At 73.7% G+C, this 16,275-nt stretch carries 16 protein-coding genes; 4 read left to right on the top strand and 12 right to left on the bottom strand.

What is annotated here, in order from left to right; genetic code table 11:
* Window positions 1–6 precede the first annotated feature (6 nt).
* A complete protein-coding gene (locus BSL84_RS20535; RefSeq protein WP_030028155.1) occupies window positions 7–1,209 on the bottom strand; it encodes a glutathionylspermidine synthase family protein in 1,203 nt (400 codons plus the stop codon).
* Window positions 1,210–1,216: 7 nt separating this feature from the next.
* Entirely contained in the window at window positions 1,217–1,513 is a 297-nt protein-coding gene (locus BSL84_RS20530) for a hypothetical protein (protein WP_030028157.1), read from the bottom strand.
* A gap of 104 nt (window positions 1,514–1,617) precedes the next feature.
* Between BSL84_RS20530 and BSL84_RS20525 the strand changes: the two genes are divergently transcribed.
* Window positions 1,618–2,466 (top strand): hypothetical protein, encoded by an 849-nt coding sequence (locus BSL84_RS20525; RefSeq protein ID WP_234363487.1) that lies wholly within the window; start codon window positions 1,618–1,620, stop codon window positions 2,464–2,466.
* A gap of 335 nt (window positions 2,467–2,801) precedes the next feature.
* Here the strand turns inward: BSL84_RS20525 and BSL84_RS20520 are convergent, their stop codons facing one another.
* On the bottom strand, window positions 2,802–4,199 hold the full coding sequence (locus BSL84_RS20520; protein ID WP_045323167.1) for a PLP-dependent aminotransferase family protein: 1,398 nt from the start codon (window positions 4,197–4,199) through the stop codon (window positions 2,802–2,804).
* Window positions 4,200–4,246: 47 nt separating this feature from the next.
* On the opposite strand from BSL84_RS20520, the gene BSL84_RS20515 reads away from it, so the two are divergent.
* Window positions 4,247–4,771 (top strand): carboxymuconolactone decarboxylase family protein, encoded by a 525-nt coding sequence (locus BSL84_RS20515; RefSeq protein ID WP_030034642.1) that lies wholly within the window; start codon window positions 4,247–4,249, stop codon window positions 4,769–4,771.
* Window positions 4,772–4,837: 66 nt separating this feature from the next.
* Here the strand turns inward: BSL84_RS20515 and BSL84_RS20510 are convergent, their stop codons facing one another.
* The 6 genes from BSL84_RS20510 to BSL84_RS20485 all read right to left on the bottom strand — a co-directional run bounded on the left by BSL84_RS20510 (window position 4,838) and on the right by BSL84_RS20485 (window position 10,531).
* Complete coding sequence (locus tag BSL84_RS20510) at window positions 4,838–5,605, bottom strand: serine/arginine repetitive matrix protein 2 (protein ID WP_159393537.1); 768 nt, start codon at window positions 5,603–5,605, stop codon at window positions 4,838–4,840.
* Window positions 5,606–5,800: 195 nt separating this feature from the next.
* Window positions 5,801–6,184, bottom strand: a complete 384-nt coding sequence (locus BSL84_RS20505) for a hypothetical protein (RefSeq protein WP_159393536.1) — start codon at window positions 6,182–6,184, stop codon at window positions 5,801–5,803.
* Window positions 6,171–7,883, bottom strand: coding sequence for a hypothetical protein (locus BSL84_RS20500; protein WP_030031010.1), 1,713 nt, complete (start codon window positions 7,881–7,883; stop codon window positions 6,171–6,173). The genes BSL84_RS20505 and BSL84_RS20500 overlap by 14 nt, the downstream gene beginning before the upstream one ends.
* A 143-nt stretch (window positions 7,884–8,026) precedes the next feature.
* Window positions 8,027–9,016, bottom strand: a complete 990-nt coding sequence (locus BSL84_RS20495; RefSeq protein ID WP_030031011.1) for a malate dehydrogenase — start codon at window positions 9,014–9,016, stop codon at window positions 8,027–8,029.
* A gap of 233 nt (window positions 9,017–9,249) precedes the next feature.
* Window positions 9,250–9,681, bottom strand: a complete 432-nt coding sequence (locus BSL84_RS20490) for a DUF3017 domain-containing protein (protein ID WP_045323164.1) — start codon at window positions 9,679–9,681, stop codon at window positions 9,250–9,252.
* On the bottom strand, window positions 9,671–10,531 hold the full coding sequence (locus BSL84_RS20485; RefSeq protein ID WP_030030342.1) for a bifunctional methylenetetrahydrofolate dehydrogenase/methenyltetrahydrofolate cyclohydrolase: 861 nt from the start codon (window positions 10,529–10,531) through the stop codon (window positions 9,671–9,673). The genes BSL84_RS20490 and BSL84_RS20485 overlap by 11 nt, the downstream gene beginning before the upstream one ends.
* A 245-nt stretch (window positions 10,532–10,776) precedes the next feature.
* Between BSL84_RS20485 and BSL84_RS20480 the strand changes: the two genes are divergently transcribed.
* Entirely contained in the window at window positions 10,777–11,448 is a 672-nt protein-coding gene (locus BSL84_RS20480; protein ID WP_030030340.1) for a hypothetical protein, read from the top strand.
* A gap of 77 nt (window positions 11,449–11,525) precedes the next feature.
* Here the strand turns inward: BSL84_RS20480 and purH are convergent, their stop codons facing one another.
* Together purH and purN are read right to left on the bottom strand one after the other, a co-directional pair.
* Entirely contained in the window at window positions 11,526–13,121 is a 1,596-nt protein-coding gene (purH, locus tag BSL84_RS20475; protein ID WP_030030338.1) for a bifunctional phosphoribosylaminoimidazolecarboxamide formyltransferase/IMP cyclohydrolase, read from the bottom strand.
* Window positions 13,118–13,741, bottom strand: a complete 624-nt coding sequence (gene purN / locus BSL84_RS20470) for a phosphoribosylglycinamide formyltransferase (RefSeq protein WP_030030336.1) — start codon at window positions 13,739–13,741, stop codon at window positions 13,118–13,120. Before purN ends, purH begins: the two co-directional genes overlap by 4 nt.
* A 242-nt stretch (window positions 13,742–13,983) precedes the next feature.
* On the opposite strand from purN, the gene BSL84_RS20465 reads away from it, so the two are divergent.
* Window positions 13,984–14,568, top strand: a complete 585-nt coding sequence (locus BSL84_RS20465) for a hypothetical protein (RefSeq protein ID WP_045323162.1) — start codon at window positions 13,984–13,986, stop codon at window positions 14,566–14,568.
* Window positions 14,569–14,671: 103 nt separating this feature from the next.
* Here the strand turns inward: BSL84_RS20465 and BSL84_RS20460 are convergent, their stop codons facing one another.
* Window positions 14,672–16,267 carry a DUF6350 family protein gene (locus tag BSL84_RS20460; protein ID WP_159393535.1) on the bottom strand — a complete coding sequence of 532 codons (1,596 nt, stop codon included), beginning with the start codon at window positions 16,265–16,267 and terminating at the stop codon, window positions 14,672–14,674.
* Window positions 16,268–16,275: the final 8 nt, after the last annotated feature.

Genomic DNA, 16,275 nt, shown 5'->3' with positions numbered 1-16,275 from the left:
CGGTCCTCAGAGGATGACGTGGGGCAGGAAACGGGCGTACTCGTCCGTGACCGGCCCCGCCGACTCGCGGATCCCGAGCCCCGCCGCCTCGTCCTCGACGACCCACGCGCCGAGCACCACCCGGTTGCCGTCGAAGTCGGGCAGCGGGGCCAACCCCTGGAAGCAGTACCGCTCCCCTGGCTCCGGCACGAACGGCACGCCGTCCGGGCCTGGCTCGTGCAGGGTGACGCCGGCGCCCTCACGGCCGAGTAGCGGCTTGGCCACGTAGCCGGCCGAACCGGGCTCCGCGAGCTCGCGCGGCCCGTCGAGATAGGCGGGCAGCAGGTTCGGGTGTTCCGGGAAGAGCTCCCACAGGATCGCGAGCAGCGCCTTGTTGGAGAGCAGCATCTTCCACATCGGCTCGATCCAGCAGGTGGTGCCGGAACCGCCGCCGTGGTCGTAGGTGCCGAGGACCTGCGGGCCGAACTCGTCCGTGGCCAGCCACTCCCACGGGTAGAGCTTGAAGCAGCTGCGGATGAAGCGGAGCTTGTCGTCGACGAACCGGCCGGACAGGCTGTCCCAGCCGATCTGCTCGACGGACAGGGCGTGGGTCTCCAGGCCGGCCTGGTCGGCGGTCTCCTGGAGGTAGGCGACCGTCATCAGGTCCTCGCCGAGCTCGTCGGTCTCGGAGTGCGCGAAGTGCAGCGGGCCGGGCGCCAGCAGCTCCGCCTGGCGGCGCCAGGCGTCGACGAGGCGCTCGTGAAGGGAGTTCCACTGGTCGGCGCCGGGGAACCGCTCCTCCATCCAGAACCACTGCGGGCTGGCCGCCTCCACCAGGGAGGTCGGGGTGTCCGCGTTGTACTCCAGCATCTTGGCCGGGCTGCCGCTGCCGTCGTAGCGCAGGTCGAAGCGGCCGTAGAGGGAGGGCTGTTCGGCGCGGCGGCGCCACGACTCGGTGATCAGCGCGGCCAGCTTGGGGTCGGTGATGCCGAGGTCGGCGAAGCGGTCGTGCTCGACGATGTGCGCGGCCGCGGCCAGGCACATGGCGTGCAGTTCCTCGACGACGTTCTCCAGCGCCTCGACCTCCGGCAGGGAGAAGGAGTAGTAGGCGCTCTCGTCCCAGTAGGGGCGCAGCGAGTCGTCCGGGTAGCGGGTGAGGGGGTAGATCAGCCCCTGCTCCTCGACCGTCTTCTGCCAGCCGGGTCGGGGCTCGATGGTGTGCCGCTGCATCGTGCGATCAGCCGCCGCTGGAGCTGGAGTGGCCGCCGATGCCGCCGCGGGTGACGGCGGACTTGTCGAAGCTGCCGCCGGTGACCTTGCCGTTGCTGACGACGCCGCCGTAGTAGTACGCGCCGGTACCGCCGGTCCTGCACTCCTTGCTGTTCAGGTGCTCCAGCGTGGAGCGCGACGCGCACCGGCGGTCCGGTTCGTCGCTGCTCCCGCAGGCCACGAGGGTGGCCGCGAGCAGGCCCATGCCTCCGAGGGCGACGGCGCCCGAGCGCATTCGGCGCTGGTTGGTGCTGCTGATGTCCATGTCTGCTGCTCCCCCTGAGGCCTGGCGTGCTCCCGACAGACTAGAACGCGGTCCCCCGACGATGGAATCCGGCCGCCGTGAGATCCGTGACCTAGAGTCAGTTCGTGCTGATTGGGATGATTTGCGCCCTGGGCGCGGCGGTGTGCTTCGGCACGGCGTCCGTACTGCAGGCCGTCGCGACGCGGGCGGTGGAGCCGGGCAGCGGGTCCGGGGTGGACGCGGCGCTGTTCCTGCGGGCGGCACGGCAGTGGCGCTACGTGCTGGGCCTCGGCCTGGACGCGGCCGGATTCGTACTGCAGATCATCGCGCTGCGGCACGTGCCGATCTACGTGGTCGGGGCCGCGCTGGCGGCCAGTCTCGCGGTGACGGCGGTGGTCGCCTCACGGCTGATGGCGGTCCGGCTGTCCACGGCGGAGTGGTGCGCGGTGGGCGTGGTGTGCGCGGGGCTGCTGATGCTGGGGCTCTCCGCGGGGGAGGAGGGCACCGGCACCGGCTCTCTCGCGCTGAAACTGGGGCTGCTGGCGGTGGCGGCGCTGGTGCTGCTGGCCGGGGCGGTCGCGGGCGGGCTGCCGGACGGGCCGCGAGCCCTGGTCCTGGGCCTGGGGTCGGGCACGGGCTTCGGCGTGGTCGAGGTCTCGGTGCGGCTGATCGACTCGCCGTGGGACTTCGCGAACCCGGCCCTGTACGCGCTCCTGCTGGGCGGCGCGGCGGGGTTCCTGCTGCTCACCTCGGCGCTGGCGCGCGGCTCGGTGACGGTGGCGACGGCCGGCCTGGTGCTCGGCGAGACCGTCGGTCCGGCGGTGGTGGGCGTGGTCTGGCTCGGCGACCGCACCCGGGAGGGCCTGACGTGGCTGGCGGTGACGGGCTTCGCCGTCGCCGTCGCCGGCTCCCTGGCCCTGTCCCGCTTCGGCGAACCGAAACAGCCACCGGCCCCAGCGCCACCACCTGGCTGAGCGGAGCCGAGTTTCCCGCCTGCCGCGCCGCTGCGGGGCTCCGCCCCGAACCCCGCGCCTCAAACGCCGGCGAGGCTGGATTCGCCGGCCGTCCGGCGATTTTTCCAGCCCCGCCGGCGTTTGAGGCGCGGGGGTTCCGGGGGCAGAGCACCCGCAGCGGCGCGGCACCGGGTCCGGGCAGAGCCCGGGATTCTCCAGCCCCGCCGGCGTTTGAGGCGCGGGGGTTCCGGGGGCGGAGCACCCGCAGCGGCGCGGCACCGGGTCCGGGCAGAGCCCGGGATTCTCCAGCCCCGCCGGCGTTTGAGGCGTGGGAGTGCGGCGGGGCACCCGAAGGGTCAGGGCAGGGCGGCGGCGAGCGCCGCAAGGGTCGGCGACCAGGCGCTGTCCGACGGCGTCCCGTAGCCGACGACCAGCGCGTCCCGCGGCGCGACCTCCGCCTGCGGGTGGCGGAAGGCGCCGAGGCCGTGCAGGGCCAGGTCCTGCCAGGCCGCCGACTGCAGGACCGACCGCTCCGTGCCCGCCGGAAGGTCCAGCACCGCGTGCAGGCCCGCCGCGATCCCCGAGACCCCCGCCACCCGGCCGGCCACCGCCGCCACCAGCTCGTCGCGGCGCCGCCGGTAGCGCAGCCGCATCCCGCGCACGTGCCGGTCGTACGCTCCGGACTCGATGAACTCCGCCAGCGTCAGCTGGTCCAGGGCGCTGGAGGCCCAGTCCGTGTACCCCTTCTGCGCGACCACCTCCTCCACCAGCCCCGGCGGGAGCACCATCCAGCCGATCCGCAGCCCCGGGGCGAGGGACTTGCTGGCCGTGCCGAGGTAGGCGACCCGGTCCGGGTCCAGGCCCTGGAGGGCGCCGACCGGCTGCCGGTCGTAGCGGAACTCGCCGTCGTAGTCGTCCTCCAGGATCAGCCCGCCGGTGGTCCTGGCCCAGTCGACCGCCGCCGCCCGGCGGGCCGGGGTCAGGGCGGCGCCGGTCGGGAACTGGTGGGCCGGGGTCAGCAGGACCGCACCCGCCGCCGCCGTCAGCTCGCCCGTCCGGGCCCCCTCACTGTCCACCCCGAGCGGTCTGGTCCGCAGCCCCGCCCGCACCAGCTCGTCCCGGTGGAAGTCCAGCCCGTACCCCTCCACGGCGACCTCCCGCACCCGCCGCGCCCGCAGCACCGCCGCGAGCAGCTTCAGCCCGTGCAGGAAACCGGCGCACAGCACGATCCGGTCCGGGTCCGCGTACACCCCGCGCGCCCGCGCCAGGTATCCGGCGAGCGCGCGCCGCAGCTCGACGCGGCCGCGCCCGTCGGTCGCGTAGCCGAACGCCTCGTTCGGGGCGGCGGTCAGCGCCCGCCGGGCCGCCGACAGCCAGGCCGCACGCGGGAAGCCGCCCAGGTCCGGGGTGCCGGGGACCAGGCTGTACGCGGGCCCGCCGCGGGCGGGGCGCCGTACGGGGGCCGCTGCCGCGGGCCGGCGCGGGCGGGCCCGTTCGGCGACCCGGGTCCCGGAGCCCTGGCGGGCCGTGAGCCAGCCCTCCGCGACGAGTTCGGCGTACGCCTCGGCGACGGTGTTCCGCGCGATGCCCAGGTCGGCCGCGAGGGTCCGGGAGGACGGCAGCCGGGTGCCGGCCGCCAGCCGCCCGCTGCGCGCGGCCTCCCGCAGCGCCTCGGTGAGCCCGGCCCGCAGACCGCGCCCGGCGGAGAGGTCCAGATGCAGGTCGGCTCCGAAAGTGGCCCAAGGATCCTTCATGGATTTGGACCATACCGGCGGGCCGCCCCACTCCTAGTGTGGATCACATGACAACCACCGCCGAGAACCGGCAGACCCACTCCCACAGCCACGACCACGCCCCCGAGCACACCCCGCGCATGCACATGGCGAAGCTCGCGCCCGAGGTCTACAAGGCCGTCCTGGCCCTGGAGATCGCCTCCAAGAAGGGCCTGGAGCCGTCCCTGGTCGAGCTCGTCAAGATCCGGGCCTCCCAGGTCAACCACTGCGCCTTCTGCCTGGACATGCACACCAAGGACGCGATCGCCGCGGGCGAGAGCGTCGAGCGGATCGTGCAGCTGGCTGCCTGGGAGGAGTCGCGGCACTTCTACACCGAGAAGGAGCTCGCCGCGATCGAGTTCACCGAGGCCGTCACCGTCCTGACCGACGGCTTCGTGCCCGACGAGGTGTACGCGAAGGCCGCGGCGCACTTCGAGGAGCGCGAGCTGGCCCAGCTGATCGCCGTCATCGCGACGATCAACGTGTGGAACCGCATCGGTGTCACCACGCGCATGGTGCCGGGCCACTACAAGCCGGGCATGTACAAGAGCTGACCGGACCGGAGGCCCGGCCGGGAGGCCGGGCCGGGCCGGCAGCCGGCCCCTCAGCCGGTCAGCCCGTCAGCCGGTCGGCCGGAACGCCGCCAGCGCCGCCGCGTGGTGGTCCTGGGTGGCCTGCCAGTCGGCGACCGGGCCCGCCGTCAGCACCGCCCACTTGCCGCCGTCCGCGGCGACGAAGACCCGTTCGACCCCGCGCCGCACCCCGCGCGACTCCTCGCTGTCGTACTGGTAGACGAGCTCCGCCGCGTCGGAGCTTCCCGGCACCGGGCCGACGCTGATCTCCTCGTACCCGCGGGTGCCGCCCCGCAGGTAGGTGGAGGCCTGCTGGACCGCCTTGAGCGGGGTGAGCTCCGGCTCCGACACCCGGAACACCTGGATCAGCGCGCTCCGGTCCGCCGAGCGGTAGAAGACCCCCTCCTTGATCTCCTCGCGCACCCAGCCCGCCGGAACGGCGATGGTGAAGCCCGCCGGGTCCTGCTTGGTCTCGTGGGCTCCGGCGCCGGGCCCGGTGCCCGTGGGGCTCGGGGTGGGCGTCCGGGACGGTCCTGCGCCGGTGGACTGGCCGGCGGTGGGCGTGCCCGTGGCTGTGGCTGTGCCGTCGCCGGACTCCGTGGGAGCCCCCGAGGTCACCGTCCCGTTCTTCTCCCCCGCGTGGTCGGCGTCGCCGGTGTCCCGGGCCACGAACCACACGGCGGCCGCGCCGATCGCCACGGACGCGACCGCGATGCCCGCCGTCGCCGGGGTCACCCACCGGCCGCGCGGCCTGTCGGCGGGCCCGGGGCCGGGCGGCGGGGGCACGGCTGGCGGCCCGTACGGCGCCGTGGGCACGGTCGGCGCCGTGGGCGCGTTCGGCGGCTGCGGCGGACGCGGCGGCAGGCCGGGGACGGTGCCAGGCGGAGGCCCTGCCTGAGGCCCGGCCGGGGGCACCGCCGCAGGCCCGGCCGGGCCCTTGTCGACCACCCAGCGCTGTGCCTGCGCGTCCCAGCGGCGCGGGCCGGTCGGCGGCTGTGCCGGAGCCACTGATCAGCCTCCCAGCGCGCCGAGCAGGCTGCCCAGGGCAGCGGCCGCGCTCACCGTCTCCACCAGCGGGGCCCACCGCTCCAGCGCCGCGCGGAGCCGGCCCACCAGGCCGGGCCTGATCGTCTCCGCGCCCTCCAGTTGCTCGGCCACCCCGTCCAGTTCGGCGTCGAGCGCGGTCCGGTCGGCGCCCCGGGGCGCCTCCCGTACGAGCGCCTCGCGCAGCGAGAGCACCGCCTCCAGCAGCTCCGCCGCGCCGGGTGCGGCCGCTCCCGTACCACCCTGCTGGACGGTGTTCGTGTTGTGCGAACCGCCGACGCTGACCGCGCTGCCGTGGATGTTGCCGAACCGCACGGTGGGCTCCTGCGCTCCCCCGTCACCTGTGGCCATGACTCCCCCTGTGTGTGCTGTTGTGGTTGCCGGTGCCGCCGACGCTGATCGAGCTGTTGCTCACGTCCCCGAAGTGCGCGTTGATGTGGACGTCGGCCTGGCGTGCGAAGGCCTCGGTGTACCAGCCGTTCTCGTCGAGGACGACGGTGATGCCGGCGACGATCCGGTCCTGAACGGTTTTCAGATACCGGTCGAGGTCCATGAGGTGGAACAGCGAGCCGTTGTCCTGCGCGGCGAGTTCGCGCACCGAGGCGCGCGGCCCCTCGGGGCGGGCGCCGCCGTGGCCGCCGGAGGCGATCCGCCACCAGCTCGCGACGCCACGGCCCAGGGTGACCAGGGACGCCGTGAACGAGCCGGGCGTGTCCCGCAGGGCCCAGACCGCCTTCCCGAAGCGGCTGTTGTTGAGGTAGCGGTGGGCGTCCGCGTCCGCGTTGTGGAAGGCGACGTGGACGGGCAGCAGCACGTGCGGAGCCACCTCCACCATCATCATCCCGCCCTGCGTGTGGACCCGTACGAACACGGTGACGACCAGGTTCTCGTCCCAGCCGCCGACGCGGACGCGCAGGAAGTACCGGCGGCGTTCGCCGCCCTCCTCGACGGCGGCCGCCCGGTGCGCCTCGAAGTCGGCCCGCAGCTGCGGGCCTTCGTCGCGGTGGTCCAGGCCGCCGCCCGGCAGGAACACGCAGCTGTCGACGACCAGCTCGCGCAGGCGGTCCAGTACGGCGGCCTCGGCCTGCGGCGAGCCGTGCGGCGAGGGCACCCGCAGCCGGTCCAGCAGGGGCACGATGCCCTCGATGATGCGGGCGTTGGTGAGCGGCTGCGGTCGGCGGCCCGGTTCGAGGTCCTCGCGGGGGCGCAGTTCGAAGGACACCTGCCAGGGGCGGTACGGATCGCCGGCCCCGACGAACGGGTCGTTGATGTCGTACAGGACCATCGGCGAGTGCTGCTCGTGGAGGATGCGCTGCCGTACGCGGGCGAACCGTACGCCCTGCTCCGCTTCCGCCGGGTCGGCGGACCGGTGGGCGTACCGCTCCCGGTTGAGGTCGGTGGCGATGGTGCGGGCGACCTGGCCGCGCTGGAGTCCGACGAGGGCGACGACCCCGGCGAAGACCGCCGGGATCCATCCGATGACGAAGCCGGCCGCCGGGCCGCCGAGGCCCTGGGAGAAGAGCAGCGCGCCGAGTCCGACGGGACCTGCGTCCTCGTCGCCGAAGGCGCCGAGAAGGGCCAGCCAGATCCCGAGGACGAGGACCACGATGACGGCCAGGTTCCACCAGGCGTAGATCCGCACCACGAGGGCCAGCAGGCGCGGCAGCAGTCCGGAGCGGGCCCTGAGCCAGCCGGCGAGGCTCAGCAGCAGGAACGGCAGGAGCACCACGGCGAGGGCGCCCCCGGTCAGAAGCGACCCCGCGAACCAGGCGCCGAGTATGCCGAGCGCCCAGCCGAGTTCGGCGCGGCGGGCGCGCAGGGCGTGGGCGAGGACGCGCGAGGCGTCGAAGCCGTAGGAGGGCGCGACGATGCGCTCCTCGTGGACGTACAGCTCCTCGATGACGCGGTCGCGGTACCCGGCGTCGAGGTAGGTGCCGGCGCACAGGAAGCGGCCGGCCTCGCTGACCGCCGGGTCGACAGGCGGACGGCCACCCGGGGGGTCGTGCTGCGGGTCGCCTGCGGGCTGACGGGGAATCGGGCTCTCGGTCACCGACCGACCTTAGATTTCCCTTACACCTTGCGACAGGCGCAATCACGCCAAAGCGCCCCGGCCTGTGAGGACCGGGGCGCTTCGGTTGGTGCGGTCCGCCGAGGTGGCGGGGGTGTCCGCGCTCCTCGGGGAGGAGCGACGGGTCAGATCAGGCCGAGCTCGCGGACGGCGTCGCGCTCCTCCGACAGCTCCTGGACGGAGGCGTCGATGCGGGCACGGGAGAACTCGTTGACGTCCAGGCCCTGGACGATCTCGTACTTGCCGTCCTTGCAGGTGACGGGGAAGGAGGAGATCAGGCCCTCCGGGACGCCGTAGGAGCCGTCCGACGGGATGCCCATCGAGGTCCAGTCGCCCTCGGCGGTGCCGTTGACCCAGGTGTGCACGTGGTCGATGGCGGCGTTGGCGGCCGAGGCGGCGGAGGACGCGCCACGGGCGTCGATGATCGCGGCGCCGCGCTTGGCGACGGTCGGGATGAAGGTGTCGGCGAGCCACGCCTGGTCGTTCACGACCTCGGCGGCGTTCTTGCCACCGATCTCCGCGTGGAAGATGTCCGGGTACTGGGTCGCCGAGTGGTTGCCCCAGATCGTCAGGCGCTTGATGTCGGAGACGGCGGCACCGGTCTTGGCGGCCAGCTGCGAGATCGCGCGGTTGTGGTCCAGGCGGGTCATCGCGGTGAAGCGCTCGGCCGGTACGTCCGGGGCGGCGGCCTGCGCGATGAGCGCGTTGGTGTTGGCCGGGTTGCCCACGACCAGGACCTTGATGTCGTCCGCGGCGTGGGCGTTGATGGCCTGGCCCTGCGGCTTGAAGATGCCGCCGTTGGCGGCGAGCAGGTCGCCGCGCTCCATGCCCTTGGTGCGCGGGCGCGCGCCCACGAGCAGCGCGACGTTGGCGCCCTCGAAGCCCTTGTTCGGGTCGTCGAAGATGTCGATGCCGGCGAGCAGCGGGAAGGCGCAGTCGTCGAGCTCCATGGCGGTGCCCTCGGCGGCCTTCATGCCCTGGGGGATCTCCAGGAGGCGCAGCTTGACCGGCACGTCGGCGCCGAGCAGGTGACCGGACGCGATACGGAAGAGCAGCGCGTAGCCGATCTGGCCGGCGGCGCCGGTGACGGTGACATTCACAGGAGTGCGGGTCATGGCCTTCTCCGTTAGACAGCTGGCGGTGGGGCGTCCCTGCCCCATGTGCTGGAGGACGCCGCTCCCCTGTAAATCTTGACGTGAAGAGACATCCGCGATCAGGCTATCCGACCCGGGCGCGGCCCAACCCCCGGGTCCCTGTGGTGCGTGGCACACGCACCCCGGCGTTTCGAAGGCGCAGCCGCTTCCCGGACCTCCGTTCGACCGGCTGGAATCCGCCCCGACCGGCGCGTTCAGCGCACGGTGAAGCGGACCGCGCTCTCCAGGAACGGGATCTCCAGCCACGGCTTGGGCTCCATCACCAGCGCGAGCAGCGTGATCGCCACGCCCAGCACCCCGTAGGTGATCATGTCGGTGAAGCGGGAGCGGACCGCGAGCATCCCCACGGAGGGCAGCACGCGCCGCAGCACCGACGCCGCGATCAGGGCCACGCCGATCACCAGGCATCCGACCCGGGCCTGCCCCAGCGCCGTGGTGAGCAGGCCCACCGCGGTCGCGGCGAGCACGCTGAGCATCGGCCACTGGCGGGCGGGCGTGGACACGGCGCCCGGAACGGCGCGGCCGCTGCCCTCGGGGCGGGCCGTGTCGCGCGTGACGGACGGGAAGCGGCGGGACTTGGCGGCGCCGCTCCCGTTCACGTGCCCGGCGCCCGGTTCAGCCCGCACGGCCGGTCCGCTCCGCCGCCTCTACGACGTTGACGAGCAGCTGGGCACGGGTCATGGGGCCGACACCGCCCGGGTTCGGCGAGATCCACGCCGCGACCTCGGCGACGCCCGGGTGCACGTCGCCGACGATCTTCCCGGCCTCGTCGCGGCTGACGCCCACGTCGAGCACGGCCGCGCCGGGCTTCACGTCCTCGGGCTTGACCAGGTGCGGCACTCCGGCCGCGGCGACGATGATGTCCGCCTGGCGCAGCAGCCCGGAGAGGTCGCGCGTACCGGTGTGGCACAGCGTCACGGTGGCGTTCTCGGACTTGCGGGTCAGCAGCAGGCCGATGGACCGCCCGACGGTGATTCCGCGGCCGAGCACGACGACGTGCGCCCCGTTGATCTCGACGCCGTGGTGGCGCAGCAGTTCGACGATCCCGTACGGGGTGCAGGGCAGCGGGCCCGGCTCGTTCAGCACGAGGCGGCCCAGGGAGGTGGGATGCAGGCCGTCGGCGTCCTTCAGCGGGTCCATCAGCTCCAGGACCCGGTTGGTGTCGATGCCCTTGGGGAGCGGGAGTTGGACGATGTAGCCCGTGCACCGCGGGTTGGCGTTGAGCTCCCGCACGACCTCCTCGATGTCCTCCTGGGAGGCGGTCGCGGGCAGTTCGCGCTGGATGGACGCGATGCCGACCTCGGCGCAGTCCTTGTGCTTGCCGTTGACGTACCAGCGGCTGCCCGGGTCGTCGCCGACCAGCAGGGTGCCGAGGCCGGGGGTGGTGCCCCGGGCCTTCAGGGCCGCCACACGGGCGGTCAGTTCGGACTTGATCGCGGCCGCGGTGGCCTTGCCATCGAGAATCTGGGCGGTCATGCCTCCATCCTCCCGGATGAGGTGGCCGTGGTTCCAGTCAAGGCGCTCGCGGGACCTCAGGGTTCATTGCACTTGCACAACAAGTGACCGCCCGTAGGCCAACCGGCTGGACAATGGCTCACCGGTCCGACGACGATGAAACGACTGATGTGCCGCGGGCAGTGCCGGGGGGCGGACCGCACCGTGCAGGATTCCTCCGTGCTCATGGCCGTGCGTCCCCGCATTTCCACGGAGGAACACCCCAGATGAGTTTCGGCGACCCGCACAACCCGTACGGACAGCAGCCCCCGCAGGGCCAGCCCGGTTACGGCTACCCGCAGCAGGCACCGCAGGGCATCCCGCCGCAGGGCGGCTACGCCTACCCGCAGCAGGCGCCGCAGGGCTACCCCGGCGGCCCCGCGGGCTACCCGGGCGGTCCCGGCGGCTACCCGGGCCCCCACATGGAGATGCCCGGCGGCGTGAAGGCGGCCCGCGTCATCCTCTTCATCCTCGGCGGCCTCCAGGTGCTCGGCACGCTGCTCGCCCTCGTGGGCGGCGCCCTGTTCGCCGCCGCCTTCTCCGACTCCGGCGACTCCTACGGCAGCAGCACGGACGAGGCCGTCGCCCTCGGCGGGGCCGTCATCTTCGTCATCGTGGCGGTGGGCCTGGCCTTCTCCCTGTGGGCCATCCTCACGGCCGCCAAGCTCGGCAAGGGCCGCGGCGGGGTCCGCGTCTCCGGCATCGTCTACGGCTCGCTGCTCGCCCTCTTCAGCGGCCTGGGCCTGCTCGTCAACCTGGCCGCGATGGGCGGGAGCGGCACGCCGGTCGGCGGCATGATCCTCTCCACGCTGCTCAACGGGCTCATGACCGGACTGGGCATCTGGGTCATCGTCGGCCTCGCCAAGGCGGGCGACTACTTCCGACGCCCGCAGTACTGAACCGGCTGCCGTACGCGCACGGCGAAGGCCGCGACCCGCAGTGCGGGTCGCGGCCTTCGCCGTGCGGGAGCCGTGGCTCAGTGGAAGAAGTGCCGCGTGCCGGTGAAGTACATCGTCACGCCGGCCTTCCGCGCGGCCTCGACGACCTGCTCGTCACGTACCGAACCACCCGGCTGGACCACGGCCTTGACGCCCGCTGCCGTCAGGATCTCCAGCCCGTCCGCGAAGGGGAAGAAGGCGTCCGAGGCGGCGTACGAGCCCTGCGCGCGCTCGGCGCCGGCCCGCTCGACGGCCAGCTTCGCCGAGTCGACACGGTTGACCTGGCCCATGCCGACGCCGACCGAGGCGCCGTCCTTGGCGAGCAGGATGGCGTTCGACTTGACGGCCCGGCAGGCCCGCCACGCGAAGGCCAGCTCCGCGAGCTCGGCCGGGGACAGGGCCTCGCCGGCCGCCAGGGTCCAGTTGGCCGGGTCGTCGCCCTCGGCCTGGAAGAGGTCCGAGTGCTGGAGGAGCGCGCCGCCCGAGACGGGCTTCAGGTCACCCGGCTGGTGCGGGGTGCCGTCGACCTTCAGGACGCGGATGTTCTTCTTCTTCGCCAGGACCTCCACCGCGCCGTCCTCGTAGCCGGGGGCCGCGATGACCTCGGTGAAGATCTCCGCCACCTGCTCGGCGAGCTCGACGGTCACCGGACGGTTGACGGCGATGACACCGCCGAACGCCGACAGCGGGTCGCAGGCGTGCGCCTTGCGGTGGGCGGCGGCGACGTCCGCGCCGACGGCGATGCCGCACGGGTTGGCGTGCTTGATGATCGCCACGCACGGCTCTTCGTGGTCGTAGGCGGCGCGGCGCGCGGCCTCGGTGTCCACGTAGTTGTTGAAGGACATCTCCTTGCCGTGCAGCTGCTCGGCGTTGGCGATCCCGCCCGGCTGCCCGTCCGTGTAGAGGGCGGCGGCCTGGTGCGGGTTCTCGCCGTAGCGCAGGGTGGACTTGCGCTCCCAGGCGCCGGCGAGGAACTCGGGCAGCGCGCCCTCCTCGCCCTCCGGGGCGTAGGCGTTCGTGAACCAGGAGGCGACGGCCACGTCGTAGGCGGCGGTGTGCTGGAAGGCCTCGGCCGCCAGCCGCTTGCGCGCGGTGAGGTCGAAGCCGCCGCCCTGGGCCGCGGCGATGACGTCGGCGTAGCGCGCGGGGCTGGTGACCACGGAGACCGACGGGTGGTTCTTGGCCGCGGCGCGGACCATCGAGGGCCCGCCGATGTCGATCTGCTCGACGCACTCGTCGGCGGTGGCACCCGACTGGACGGTGGCCTGGAACGGGTACAGGTTGACGACGACGAGGTCGAAGGGCTCCACGCCCAGCTCTGCGAGCTGGTTGCGGTGGTCCTCCAGGCGCAGGTCGGCCAGGATGCCGGCGTGCACGCGCGGGTGCAGGGTCTTGACGCGGCCGTCCAGGCACTCGGGGAAGCCGGTCAGCTCCTCGACCTTGGTGACGGGCACACCGGCGGCGGCGATCTTCGAGGCGGTGGAGCCGGTGGAGACGAGCGCGACGCCCGCCGCGTGCAGGCCGCGGGCCAGCTCTTCCAGTCCCGTCTTGTCGTAGACGCTGATCAGCGCGCGCCGGATCGGCCGCCGGGTCGTGGTCGGGTCGTTGCTCGCTGCGGTCTCTGCGGCGGTCACTGGATTGTTACCTTTCGTCCCTCAATGCGGTAGCCGTGCCGGGCCAGGCGCCCCACGACATCGACGAGCAGCTTGCGCTCGACTTCCTTGATGCGCTCGTGCAGAGCGGCTTCGTCGTCCTCGTCCCGGACCTCGACCACACCCTGGGCGATGATCGGACCGGTGTCCACGCCGCTGTCCACGAAGTGGACCGTGCAGCCGGTGACCTTCGCGCCGTACGCGAGCGCGTCCCGTACGCCGTGCGCGCCGGGGAAGGCGGGGAGGAGGGCGGGGTGGGTGTTGACGAAGCGGCCGCCGAAGCGGTCGATGAACTCCTTGCCCACGATCTTCATGAAACCGGCCGACACGACGAGGTCCGGCGCGTACGCGTCGGTCGCCTCGGTGAGGGCGGCGTCCCACTCGACCCGGCTCGCGTAGTCCTTCACCGGGCAGACGAAGGTGGGGATCCCGGCCTTCTCCGCCCGCTCCAGGCCGGCGATGTTCGCGCGGTCGGCCCCCACGGCGACGACTTCGGCACCGAAGCCCTCGGATCCGCCGGGGTGGGCGTCGATGGCGTCGAGGAGGGCCTGGAGGTTGGTGCCGGACCCTGAGACCAGCACGACCAGGCGGGAGGCGGCCATGGGAGGCCCTTTCTCGCGAATTGCGGTGTTCGTCTTTGTGTGGTCATACGAAACTTCGGGGTACCGATATACGGGGAACCATACGAAGCCGCCGACCGCCTGCAACGATACCGGCACACCGGACGGCCCCCGAGGGACGGGGGGACGGGCGGGCGGTAGCGTCTGGCCTACAAGCCGCAAACTGGCCTGCCTCGCCTCGATGTCCTCGCGACGTCCACGACACAGGGGAAGTAACACACCCGATGCCGGACCGCCGTCAGCCCGACTCCCCCACCGACGACAACCCCTTCGCGGCCCCGCCGGAAGGCCGGCCCGACCAGCCGTGGCAGCCGCGCGGCGGCGGTGACGGCGGCAACGGTGACGGGAACGGCCCCGGGGAATCGGGCGGGCAGCGGGGCCCGGCACGCTGGGACCCGACCGACCCGATCCAGCGCCGCGCCCGGTACGCGCTGCTGGCGGGCATGTGGGGCTTCTTCTTCGGGATCTTCGGGATCCCCTCGGTCGGCCTGCTGCTGGGCGCGCTCGCCCTGTACTGGGGGATCAGCGCGCTGCGCGGCAAGCCGGCGGCGGCCACCGGCGAGCCGGGTGCCCCGACGGGCCTGGACGCCCTCGGCCCGGCGGCCCGCCCCCAGCGCACGGCGGCGGTGAGCGGCCTGGTCACCGCCTCGCTGGCGATCCTGCTGGCGATGAGCTCGTACGCCTTGCAGCTCGCCTACAAGGACTTCTACGTGTGCCGCGACGACGCCCTCACCAAGTCGGCGGAACTCCAGTGCAACACCCTCCTGCCGGACAACGTCATCGGCGAAGTCCTGAAGGTCCGCCAGTAGCCCCGCCGCCCTATCCAGCCCCGCCGGCGTTCGCTCTTTCAGCCCCGCCGGCGTTTGAGGCGCGGGGGTCCGGGGGCAGCGCCCCCGCAACGGCGCCGCACCGTCACCCGGACGGCTTCCGCCGGGGAAGCACCCGCACCCCGACCACGGACGGCACCGACGGAGCCACGGGCTCAACGGACACAACGGGCGGGGCAACCGGGGCCGGCCCCAGATCCAGCCCCGCCACCACGGTCACCGCCCGCCGCGCGGGCGCAGGCGCAGGCCCCGGCCCAACCGGCGGAGCCACCGGCACGATCTCCGGCACCAGCCCACCCGACGCCCTCCGCATCAGCTCCCACCGAAGCTCCCGCACCCCGCTGTCGTGCCACCCGTCCCCCGGGACATCGGCGTCTGCATCCGCACTCGCCGCACCCGCACCCGCCCCCACCCGCGGCCGGGGCCCGGCCGCCGGCCGGTATCGCCACGCATGCACGCCCACCGCCACCGGCACGGCCAGCGCCAGCGTCCACGCGAAGGCCGCCGCACCCGTGGCCCACCACACCGGCCCGAACTCCGCCAGCCGCCGCGAGCCCAGCGGCCCCGCCGAGGCCGCGGCGAGCCCGGCCATCACCAGCCCGCACACCACCGCGCCCAGGGCCGCCGTCAGCGCGGTCTCCCCGTACGAGACCTCGCGCGCCCGGCGTACCGCGAACCAGCCCACCGCCAGCCCGGCGACCACCGGCACCCCGGCGGCCGCCCAGGTCAGCGGCGTGCCCGGACCCTCGGCCGGGAGCGCCTCCAGCAGCGGGAACCGGGGCAGCGCGGGTGCGCCCCCCGAGCCGAGCGGGGTGGCCGTCACCCCGGCGCCGAGGGCGAACCCGGGGCCGAGGGCGTAGGAGGCTCCCCAGACCATGGCGTTCGGGATCAGCGCGAGTGCGAGCAGCAGGACCGCGAACCGGCCCGACCACACCCCGGTCAGCGACAGGAACGAGGCCTGGACCTGCGCCCCGTGCCAGGCGAGCGAGGCGCCGACGAGCAGTGCTCCGCCGCCCAGGAGTACCAGGGCCCCGCCCGCGCCCGCCCGCAGTGCCAGCGCGTACCGGGGGCGTACGAACCCCCTCCGTACGCCCTGCGGCAGCCAGTTCGGCAGCGGTCCGAGCGGGCGCCCCCTGGCCCCCCACACGCCGCCGGCCGCGGCCGGGACGGCGACCAGCGGAACGTGCCAGGCGGCACTGATCGGGTCGGCCGGCATCGGGCCCCCGGCGGCGTACACCGTGGCGAGCGCCCCGACGGCGAGGTATCCGCAGAGGACGGCCGAGAACACCGCCGTCGCGGGCAGCACCTCCTCGTCGTCACCGTCGCCGGCACTGCCCAGCCGGGCGGCCCGCCGCATGAGCAGGGCGGGCAGTGCGACGAGGAGCAGGGGCGTCACACCAACGGGTGCCGGGACGCCGGAAAGCGTCTCGTACCTCACCAGTTCGGTCCCGTGCGCGAGCAGCCACAGCCCGGCGGCGAGGTGCAGGGCTCCGCCGGGGCCGCTGTCCGGGTAGGGGGAGCTGATCCACAAGACGATGACGAGCACGGCGAGGAAGCCGAGCCCGAGTCCGGCCGCGACGGCACCGCCCGCCACGCACGCGGCTGCGGCCGGCGAGCGCCGCCGCACACCGGCTCGCGGGGCCGCCGGCAACCGGGTCCCGCGTTCGGTCACTTGGGTCACCCCGCCAT

Origin of the sequence: Streptomyces sp. TN58 (assembly GCF_001941845.1) — a bacterium.
GTDB lineage: Bacteria > Actinomycetota > Actinomycetes > Streptomycetales > Streptomycetaceae > Streptomyces.
The sequence above is the reverse complement of the archived record's forward strand: the minus strand, read 5'-3'. Positions and strand labels throughout refer to the sequence as shown.

What these genes read in the sequence shown, in the direction of transcription:
- BSL84_RS20520 (WP_045323167.1), bottom strand. Translation starts at nt 4,199, where the DNA reads ATGAAGGATCCTTGGGCCACTTTCGGAGCCGACCTGCATCTGGACCTC.
- BSL84_RS20535 (WP_030028155.1), bottom strand. Translation starts at nt 1,209, where the DNA reads ATGCAGCGGCACACCATCGAGCCCCGACCCGGCTGGCAGAAGACGGTC.
- BSL84_RS20465 (WP_045323162.1), top strand. Translation starts at nt 13,984, where the DNA reads ATGCCGGACCGCCGTCAGCCCGACTCCCCCACCGACGACAACCCCTTC.
- BSL84_RS20495 (WP_030031011.1), bottom strand. Translation starts at nt 9,016, where the DNA reads ATGACCCGCACTCCTGTGAATGTCACCGTCACCGGCGCCGCCGGCCAG.
- BSL84_RS20505 (WP_159393536.1), bottom strand. Translation starts at nt 6,184, where the DNA reads ATGGCCACAGGTGACGGGGGAGCGCAGGAGCCCACCGTGCGGTTCGGC.
- purN (WP_030030336.1), bottom strand. Translation starts at nt 13,741, where the DNA reads ATGGCCGCCTCCCGCCTGGTCGTGCTGGTCTCAGGGTCCGGCACCAAC.
- BSL84_RS20530 (WP_030028157.1), bottom strand. Translation starts at nt 1,513, where the DNA reads ATGGACATCAGCAGCACCAACCAGCGCCGAATGCGCTCGGGCGCCGTC.
- BSL84_RS20515 (WP_030034642.1), top strand. Translation starts at nt 4,247, where the DNA reads ATGACAACCACCGCCGAGAACCGGCAGACCCACTCCCACAGCCACGAC.
- BSL84_RS20485 (WP_030030342.1), bottom strand. Translation starts at nt 10,531, where the DNA reads ATGACCGCCCAGATTCTCGATGGCAAGGCCACCGCGGCCGCGATCAAG.
- BSL84_RS20480 (WP_030030340.1), top strand. Translation starts at nt 10,777, where the DNA reads ATGAGTTTCGGCGACCCGCACAACCCGTACGGACAGCAGCCCCCGCAG.